This is a genomic window from Pseudomonas sp. MD195_PC81_125 (assembly GCF_014060985.1).
GTDB classification, from domain to species: Bacteria; Pseudomonadota; Gammaproteobacteria; order Pseudomonadales; family Pseudomonadaceae; genus Aquipseudomonas; species Aquipseudomonas parakoreensis.
In genome coordinates, this window is the sequence record NZ_JABULD010000475.1 from 18,379 (window position 1) to 27,419 (window position 9,041).

The following is a 9,041-nucleotide window of genomic DNA, read 5'->3' on the forward strand; positions in this document are numbered from 1 at the left end:
GGGAGATCACCATGAACACCGTGCACCGCCTAAGCTGCCTGATACTGCTCAGCCTGCCGCTGGCAGCCCAGGCGATCGACGCCGGCCCGGCCTCGGCGCAGCAACAGGAAACCGAAGGCTGGCTGGTACTGCAAAGCCGTAACCAGGCGGCCTCGACGAAACCGCAAACCGCCACGGCGGCCGAGCGGGAACAGGCGATGCAGCGCTGGCTGAAGAAGTACAAGTATGAGATTCCGGACTTCTACGACCCGGACGCGGGCGGCAAGATCGAGACCAAGAACTAGGTTGCTGGCGAGGCTCAATCCATTGCGTCATCGCCGCTAAAGCAGCGATGACGCAATGACTGAAGGTCTACAACTGATAGCTGAAACTGATGCTGTAACGCGCCCGACGATTGAACGTATCCAGCGCCTCATCGGACATCGGCTTGGCGGCCTCCAATGCAATGTTGTAGTACTTGGCATCGCCAAAACGCAGGCCTACTGCTGCCGATGACAGGTCGTTGCTCTGTACCGCGAGCTTGTTGAACCAGGTTTTCGAACGGTCCAGCACCACATACGGCTGAAGGATGCGCACCCAGTTGCCGTCGCGGTTGAAGCTGTAGTTGACCTCGTAGGCCGCACCCCAGCCCTTGTCGCCCGACGCCTGATCGTCCGGGTAACCACGGCCGAAGTTCTGTCCGCCAAACACGGCGCGTTCGCTGTCGGGCAGGGTGTCATCGCTCCAGTACAACGCGGCCGACAACACGCCTTGCCAGTTGTCGAAGAACTTGTCGCTCTGCACGCCGGAGAGGCGCAGGCGCAGGAAGTTCAGGTCCAGTGCCGGGTTGTTGGAATGTGCGCCCATGCTGTCCAGCCCCTGATACAAGCCACCACTGACAATCCGCAGTTGGCGGGCATCGGTCTTGCGCCAGTCGCTCTCGAACGCGAGGGCACGCACGTTGGTGCGCTCTTCGATGCTGAGCGGATAGCCGACCACGTTGTAGCGGTTTTTGTCATCCACTGCATACAGCCGTGCACCGGCGTTGAGCAGCTCGTTGGAGGCCGCAATGAACGGGTGGCTGACGCCGATGGAGTAACGGTCGTCTTCCTTGTGCGGTTTGAGTTCGAAGCCATCGCTGGTGAGCACATTGGTGCCCGGATCGGCCCGGTAGCGTGAGGCAAACAGGCTCAGTTGCGTGCCTTCGCTGTTGAGGAACTGGTTGTAGTCCAGTCGGTAGTAATGCTCGTGATCATCCCCCGGCGGAAACAGCCCGCTGAGGGTCAATTGCTCGCCCATGGCGGTCTGCGAGTTGCTGCTGACCCCGAGCAACGCCTGGGTGCCATTGCGGTTGTCTTCGGTGGTGCTCAGGGTGCTGGTGAACGGTTTGCGGCTGGCCTGGGCCACCAGTGTTGTTGCGCCGTCGGTGGTGCCGGGCGGCGGCACTTGGGCCTGCACCGTCACGCCGGGAATGCGGGTCATCAACGTGGTATAGCGCTCGAAGGTCTTGCGGGTCAGCGGCCGTTCAGCCTGGATTTTCGCTGCCAGCTTGTCGAGCAGACCTTTGACCCGGCCGACGTCGCCCTGCATCTGGATGTCCCTGACGTAGCCTTCCACCAACACCACCCGCGCGACTCCATCGTCGAATTTTTGTTGGGGCAAGAACGCGTAGGACAGCAGATAACCGTCCTGTTGGTAGCGGCGGGTAATGGTGCGGGTGGCTTCGATCAGGTCGGCGAGGCTGGTCGGGTGACCGATCAGGGGTTTATAGATCTCGGCCAGTTCGCTGAGTGGATAGATCGTCCCGCCTTCAATCTGGACCGTCTTCAGGGAGATTCTGGTTTCCATCATCAGCGGCTGGGCACTGGCCGCGCCGGGTTCCGGTACTTGCACCGGAGTAGTGGCCGGGCGATAGGCATCGGCCGGCAGGTTCGGCACGGGCAGGTTACGGGTGGTTTCGTTGCTGTTGAGAAAACTGGGCAGGGTGTCGGCGAGGGCGGCGGAACTGAGACTGAGGAACAGCAGGGATGCCATTACGCGCATAGGACACTCCATGGTCAGATCACAGCGTTGGGCTGAATTTTTCCTAAGAAAAAAGCGGAAGACTCGTGGGAATCTTCCGCCCTCAACCAAGCGTAGGCGCTGTAGGTGAGGCCGTCGAATCGGCCAGGTGCAATTTAGCGTTTGTTGCCTCCAAGCGTGCCGGTCAGGCCACCGAGTACACCGCCCAGGCCACCGGTTGCGGTGCCGCCGGTGCTGGTGCCACCGTTGAGCAGGCCGCCGACTGCACCAACGGTAGCGCCGACGTTGCTGACCACACCACCGACGGCGGTCGTGACCGGGTTGTTGGTGGACGCGAGGGTGGCGCCAACTGTGCTGACTGCGCCGCCGACCTGACCGGTGAGACCGGCGACCGGCGCGCCCAGACCTGTGGCGGCGCCGACTTGTTGAGTGACGCTGGTGACCGCACTGGTGACTGGGTTCAGCCCTGCGCCGACGGTAGCGCCGACGGTCGCCAGTGGCGAGGTGGTGGCGGTGATCGGCGTGCCCGAGCCGCCGAGAACGGTGTTGAGCGAAGCGATGGTGTTGCCCAGTCCGCCAGCCGTGACGCCGCCGGCGCTGACCACGCCGTTGGTGCTGCCGGCGTTCAGACCGGCACCCACATTGACCACGGCGCCGCCTACGGTTTGCAGCAGGCCGGTACCGCCCAGACCGCCACCGAGGCCGCCGCCCAAGCCACCACCGGAAGCGGTGCCATTGTCGACCAGACCGCCGGCTTTGCCGACCGTGGTGCCAACGTTGGTCAGGGCGCCGCCAACGGTGTTGGTCAGGGCATTACCGCTGCCGGCACCGGTAACTTGACCGCCCAGGCCTTTGACTGCACCACCGACCTGGCCGAGGACACCGTTGAGCGGAGCACCGAGGCCGGTCGCATCACCTACTTTGTCGGTGGTGCTTTCCACCATCGCAATCACCGGCACCAGACCGTTACCGACGCTTTTGGTCACTGAACCGAGCGGGCCTGTGGTGGTGGCCAGGCTCAATGTGTCGCCGAGCATGGTGACTTTCTCGCCGACGCCATCAAGCACCGGTGCCACTTTGGTCACCACGCCACCGACGACTGGAACGCTGCCGGTGGCGGTCGCCAGTTTGCCGCTCAGGTCCGAGACGCCGGTACCGACATCTGAAACCACGCCGCCGACCGAGGCTGCGGTGACGCCCAGGCCATTATCGACCGTACCCAGTTTGCCGATACCGTTGGCTACGCCGTCACCCAAAGTGCTGACCACATTGCCAGCGGTGTTGGCCGCGCTTTGCACGACGCCACCGACCACGGGAACCGTGCTGAGCGAATCGCCGACCTGGCCGACGCCGTCGCCGACGCCTGCGACGGTATTGCCGACATCCTGCACCAGGGTGGTGGTCACCAACGGGGTGGTGGTCGGGTTTGTCGGGTTGGTTGGGTCCGTAGGGTCGGTTGGGTTGGTTGGGTTGGTCGGATCTGTCGGGTTGGTCGTGCCGGTACCGCCAGTGCCACCGGTACCGCCTGTGCCAGCGGTATCGGTGCCGCCAGTGCTGCCGGAACCGCCGGTACCGCCAGTGCCCGATGTCGCGCTGTCAGGCGAAGAGCTGCCGGAACTGCTGTGATGGCCGCCACCGCCGCTGCTGCAGCCCGCGAGGCCAAGGGAGAGGATCAATGCCAGAGCTGTTGCCGATTTGCACCACACTTGGGTTTTCATGATTGAGATTCCTTGCACCTGTAACAACATTCGTCGTTTTCGATGGCTCACCCGTCTGTCGCCGGTGATGCCTCGTCCGTGGTGTCAATCTCGATCGCGTCGCGGCTTGCCGCCATTCTCAAGTTGGTATTAACGCCTTTATATATAAGGCGCCACGCAGTGCCTAAGGACTAATACCCAGGATATAAAACGCGCAAAAAAAAAGCCTTGAAAATCAAGGCTGGGAGTTTTCCAGGGCACCGCGTGAAGGGCGGGAAAACTTAAGTGATATATACACAATTTACAGGCTTGCCCGGAGTGGAATCAGGCAACCGGTTGCCACTGACCAACCATGTGCTCCAGATCGCCAGCACCGATCAGGCGTAATTCGCCACTCGACCCTGCCGCAGTTGCCAGCAACGAAACCTCACTGGGCAAACGCACCGGTTTGCGAAAGTGCACGACGATTTCCAGGTTGGCTTTTGGCAAGTGATCGGCCAGTGCCGCAAGGGTTCGTGCCTTGTTCCACAAGCCGTGAGCAATCGCCGTGGGAAAACCGAACAGCCTGGCACTGGCGGCGCTCAGGTGAATCGGGTTGTAGTCGCCCGAGACCTTGGCGTACTGCCGACCGATATCGGCCGGCGCTTTCCACTGCGCCACCTGGGTCAGGGCCTGCGCAGGTTCCCACTGTTGTTCGACCGGTTCGCCGTCGAGTTTCACCCCGCGACAAAGCATCTGGCTTTCGGCTTCCCACAGCGGCCCGAGTTGATCATCGAGGGTGGTCAACACATCGAAGGTTGCCCCTTTGGGATGCGGCTGCAGGTTGTGTACACGGACGCTGACTTGTGCGCGACTGATTCCGCCCATCGGCCGCCATACACGGATGCGGTTGCTCAGATGAATCAACCCCAGCAGCGGGAACGGAAAATCTTTCTGCGTGAGCAATTGCATTTGCAGGGCGAATGCGAGGATGTGTGGATAAGTCGGCGGCAGCAGGCCGTCATCGGCAAAGCCGCAGACCTTGCGATAGGCCGCCAGCTTCTGGCCGTCGACATCGATCCAGCAGCGCAAGCCGCTGTCGGGCAGTCGGGTGCCGGTAATCTTGCGTCGGGTCGCGGCCCGCGCATACAGGGCGGGCAGGCTCGGTTCGCGGTCGAGGGTGTGCCATTCAATGCTCATGTCTACGCCCCCCAGAACACTTTGTCCACAGACCCGCAGCGCCTGGCCGGTGAACGCGCCAGTGCCCGGTTGGGCCAGCCACGCGACGGCTTCGGCGACGTCTTGCGGCAAACCGCCCTGGCCCAGTGAACTCATGCGTCGCCCGGCCTCACGCAGGCCGAATGGAATGTGTGCGGTCATCTGGGTTTCGATGAAACCTGGCGCCACGGCGTTGATACTGATGCCGCGTTCAAGCAGTGTCGGCGCCCAGGCCTGGGCCAGGCCGATCAGCCCGGCCTTGCTCGCGGCGTAGTTGGTCTGTCCGCGATTGCCGGCGATGCCGCTGATCGAGGCCAGCAGAATTACCCGCGCATTGTCGTGCAAGGTGCCGCTGTCGAGCAGGGCCTTGGTCAGCACTTGCGGCGCATTGAGGTTGACCGCCAGCACCGCATCCCAGAATTCCGGGGTCATGTTGGCCAGGGTCTTGTCGCGGGTGATCCCGGCGTTGTGCACCAGAATGTCGAGGCCGTCCGGCAGTTGTTCGATCAATTGCGCAGCGGCGTCTTCAACGCAGATGTCGAGGGTGATCGCCCGGCCACCGAGCCGCGCGGCGAGGGCTTCCAGATCAGTCCTGGCCGGCGGCACGTCGAGCAGAATCACCTCGGCGCCATCGCGGGCCAGGGTTTCGGCGATGGATGCGCCGATCCCGCGAGCCGCCCCGGTGACCAACGCTTTGCGTCCGGCCAATGGCCGGGTCCAGTCGGTGACGTGCGTGGCGCACGCGGTCAGGCGAATCACTTGCCCGGAGACAAAGGCACTTTTCGGCGAGAGGAAAAACCGCAGTGGGCCTTCCAGTTGCTCTTCGGCGCCCTCACCGACATAGATCAGTTGCAGCGTACCGCCGCCGCGCAACTCCTTGGCCAGCGAGCGCGAGAAACCTTCGAGTGCCCGTTGTGCGCTGGAGGCAAAGGGATCGCGCAGGGTTTCCGGGGCGCGGCCGAGAATCACCAGGTGCGCACTGTGGTCGAGGTTTTTCATCAGCGGCTGGAAGAATTCGCGCAGCTGTTTGAGCTGGTCGGTGTGCTGCAGGTCGCTGGCGTCGAACACCACGGCCTTGAGTTTCGGCCCGTGCCCGGGAATCCACGCGGTGGCCAGCGACGGTTCTGTGCCATAGCTGTAGATCGCATCGGTCAGGCGGTTGGCGAATGCAATGACCCGCTCGGCCAGCGGCCCGCCGCCGATCAGCAGCGCACCGTCTACCGGCCGCAGGCGCCCGGCCTGCCAGCGTTCCAGCCGCACCGGCGACGGCAGGCCCAACGCCCCGACCAGACGATGGCCGATGGATGAGTTGGCGAAGTCGATATAGCGGTCAGACATGGAACGCTCTCCAAAAGTTGGGGTTCAAAGTGTGGACTACCAACGGCAATCAATCGTTCGATCCACGCAATAAGGCCTACGCTTGAACACTGAGGTTTAGCAGGTCTTGCAGACAAATGCGGACCTTGTGGGAGCGAGCTTGCTCGCGAAGGCGGCTTGTCAGCCAATGTAACTGTTGGATGTGCCGGCCCTTCGCGAGCAAGCTCGCTCCCACAGGGATTGTTTTCAGGTCTGAAATCAAACAAGGAGCTTTTCATGAGTCAGCTGCGCCGCGTCGCCATCATCGGTGGTAACCGTATTCCTTTCGCCCGCTCCAACGGGCCGTACGCCACCGCCAGCAATCAGGTGATGCTCACCGCCGCCCTCGAAGGTCTGATCGAACGCTACAACCTGCACGGCCAGCGCATCGGTGAAGTGGTGGCCGGTGCGGTGCTTAAATTGTCACGGGATATGAATCTGACTCGCGAATGTGTGCTCGGCTCGCGGCTGTCACCGGCCACCCCGGCCTATGACATCCAGCAAGCCTGCGGCACCGGGCTGGAGGCGGCGCTGCTGGTGGCGAACAAAATCGCCCTCGGCCAGATCGATTGCGGCATCGCTGGCGGCGTCGACACCACCTCGGACGCGCCGATCAGCGTCAGCGAAGGCTTGCGCAAAATCCTCCTGCAGGCCAACCGCGCCAAGACCACCGGCGACAAGCTGAAAACCTTTCTGCAACTGCGTCCGCGGCACTTGATTCCGGAATTTCCGCGTAACGGCGAGCCACGCACTGGCCTGTCGATGGGCCAGCACTGCGAACTGATGGCGCAGACCTGGAACATTCCTCGTGAAGAGCAGGATCAACTGGCCCTCGACAGCCATCACAAACTCGCCGCGTCCTACAGCGAAGGCTGGCACAACGATCTGATGACGCCGTTTCTCGGTCTGACCCGCGACAACAACCTGCGCCCGGACCTGACCCTGGAAAAACTCGCCACGCTCAAACCGGCCTTCGAAAAAAGCCCGAAAGGGACGCTGACGGCGGGCAACTCCACGCCGCTCACCGACGGTGCCTCGGTGGTGCTGCTGGGCAGTGAAGAATGGGCGAAAGAGCGTGGTTTGCCGATCCTTGCCTATCTGCGTGACGGCGAAGCGGCGGCTGTGGATTTCGTCAACGGCGCCGAAGGGCTGTTGATGGCACCGGTGTATGCGGTGCCGCGTCTGCTGGCGCGCAATGGTCTGACCTTGCAGGACTTTGACTACTACGAGATTCACGAAGCATTCGCCGCGCAGGTGCTGTGCACGCTCAAGGCCTGGGAAGACCCCGAATACTGCAAGACCCGTCTTGGACTGGATGCGCCGCTCGGTTCAATCGATCGCAGCCGCTTGAATGTCAAAGGCAGCTCGCTGGCGGCGGGGCATCCGTTTGCCGCGACGGGCGGGCGGATTGTCGCCAATCTGGCGAAACTGCTGGATGCGGCGGGCAAGGGCAGGGGGCTGATCTCGATTTGCGCTGCCGGCGGCCAGGGTGTCACCGCAATCATCGAACGCTGAGCGCAATTCCCCGGGGGAAATGCATGCGATGTCAGATTCTGTCGCAAATGCCCTTGACGACCGATCACTACAAGCCCGGTGGGCTCGGCTATGATCGGCAACGGTCGGTCGATTATTTCGGCACAGTGTGTGCATCCACAGGGTTCACAGGTCGGCAACCCCTCCCCGTAGCGCGAGGATTGCCGTATAACGAGTGACATTCGCGTGTTTGGTAATAAAGGACCCACAATAAAAGCTGATGAAGACTCCAAAACGCATTGAACCCCTGATCGAAGACGGTCTGGTCGACGAAGTGCTGCGCCCACTCATGAGTGGTAAAGAAGCAGCTGTTTATGTGGTGCGCTGCGGTAACCAGTTACGTTGCGCGAAGGTCTACAAGGAGGCGAACAAACGCAGTTTCCGCCAGGCAGCCGAGTATCAGGAAGGGCGCAAGGTGCGTAACAGCCGGCAGGCGCGGGCGATGGCCAAGGGTTCGAAATTCGGTCGCAAGGAGACCGAAGACGCCTGGCAGAATGCCGAAGTCGCGGCGCTGTTCCGCTTGGCCGGTGCCGGCGTGCGAGTGCCCAAGCCGTATGATTTTCTCGATGGCGTGCTGCTGATGGAACTGGTGGCCGACGAATACGGCGATGCCGCGCCGCGTCTGAACGACGTGGTGCTGGAGCCGGATCAGGCCCGCGAATATCACGCGTTCCTGATCTCGCAGATCGTGCTGATGTTGTGTACCGGTCTGGTGCACGGTGACCTCTCGGAGTTCAACGTGCTGCTGACCCCGACAGGTCCTGTGATCATCGACCTGCCGCAGGCGGTGGATGCCGCCGGTAACAACCACGCGTTCAGCATGCTGGAGCGGGATGTGGGCAACATGGCTTCATACTTCGGGCGCTTTGCCCCGGAGCTGAAGAAAACCCGTTATGCAAAAGAAATGTGGGCGCTGTACGAAGCCGGCACCTTGCACCCGAACAGTGTGCTGACCGGCGAGTTCGACGACCCTGAAGACTTGGCCGACGTTGGCGGAGTGTTGCGCGAGATCGAGGCGGCGCGTCTGGATGAAGAGCGCAAGCAGGCGATCCGTGCTGCCGACGATGCGCCCAAAGGCAAGTCCGACGAACCACCGCCGCCACCGTGGATGCAGTAGCGCTTGAACAGAAACCCGGCTTCGGCCGGGTTTTTTGTGCCCGCATGTTCCTTCACCACACCTCACTGTGGGAGCTGGCTTGCCAGCGATAGCGGAGGTTCAGCTGAAAAATTTTATCGGATGTACCGGCCTCTTCGCTG

Annotated in this window: 6 protein-coding genes and 1 pseudogene; 3 read left to right on the forward strand and 4 right to left on the reverse strand. The window is 62.2% G+C overall.

Translation table 11 applies throughout. The features are described 5' to 3' along the window. The first annotated feature begins 11 nt into the window (after positions 1-11). Entirely contained in the window at positions 12-284 is a 273-nt protein-coding gene (locus HT737_RS19175) for a DUF3613 domain-containing protein (protein WP_041068008.1), read from the forward strand. Positions 285-351: 67 nt separating this feature from the next. Here the strand turns inward: HT737_RS19175 and HT737_RS19180 are convergent, their stop codons facing one another. The 4 genes and pseudogenes from HT737_RS19180 to HT737_RS19195 all read right to left on the reverse strand — a co-directional run. Next, on the reverse strand, positions 352-2,022 hold the full coding sequence (locus tag HT737_RS19180) for a ShlB/FhaC/HecB family hemolysin secretion/activation protein (protein WP_047291075.1): 1,671 nt from the start codon (positions 2,020-2,022) through the stop codon (positions 352-354). Positions 2,023-2,156: 134 nt separating this feature from the next. Beyond that, positions 2,157-3,719: a collagen-like triple helix repeat-containing protein gene (locus tag HT737_RS19185; RefSeq protein ID WP_121183553.1), complete on the reverse strand. Its 1,563-nt coding sequence runs from the start codon at positions 3,717-3,719 to the stop codon at positions 2,157-2,159. Between the two features lie 303 nt (positions 3,720-4,022). Next, positions 4,023-4,877, reverse strand: coding sequence for a MaoC/PaaZ C-terminal domain-containing protein (locus HT737_RS19190; protein ID WP_182403693.1), 855 nt, complete (start codon positions 4,875-4,877; stop codon positions 4,023-4,025). Positions 4,878-4,886: 9 nt separating this feature from the next. Next, positions 4,887-6,233, reverse strand: a pseudogene (locus HT737_RS19195) (3-oxoacyl-ACP reductase); the annotation flags it as partial. A gap of 255 nt (positions 6,234-6,488) precedes the next feature. On the opposite strand from HT737_RS19195, the gene HT737_RS19200 reads away from it, so the two are divergent. Together HT737_RS19200 and HT737_RS19205 are read left to right on the forward strand one after the other, a co-directional pair. After that, entirely contained in the window at positions 6,489-7,766 is a 1,278-nt protein-coding gene (locus tag HT737_RS19200; RefSeq protein ID WP_182403691.1) for an acetyl-CoA C-acetyltransferase, read from the forward strand. A gap of 238 nt (positions 7,767-8,004) precedes the next feature. Then, the gene (locus tag HT737_RS19205) at positions 8,005-8,901 is read left to right on the forward strand and encodes a PA4780 family RIO1-like protein kinase (protein WP_041067990.1); all 897 of its coding nucleotides are present in this window, start codon (positions 8,005-8,007) and stop codon (positions 8,899-8,901) included. Positions 8,902-9,041: the final 140 nt, after the last annotated feature.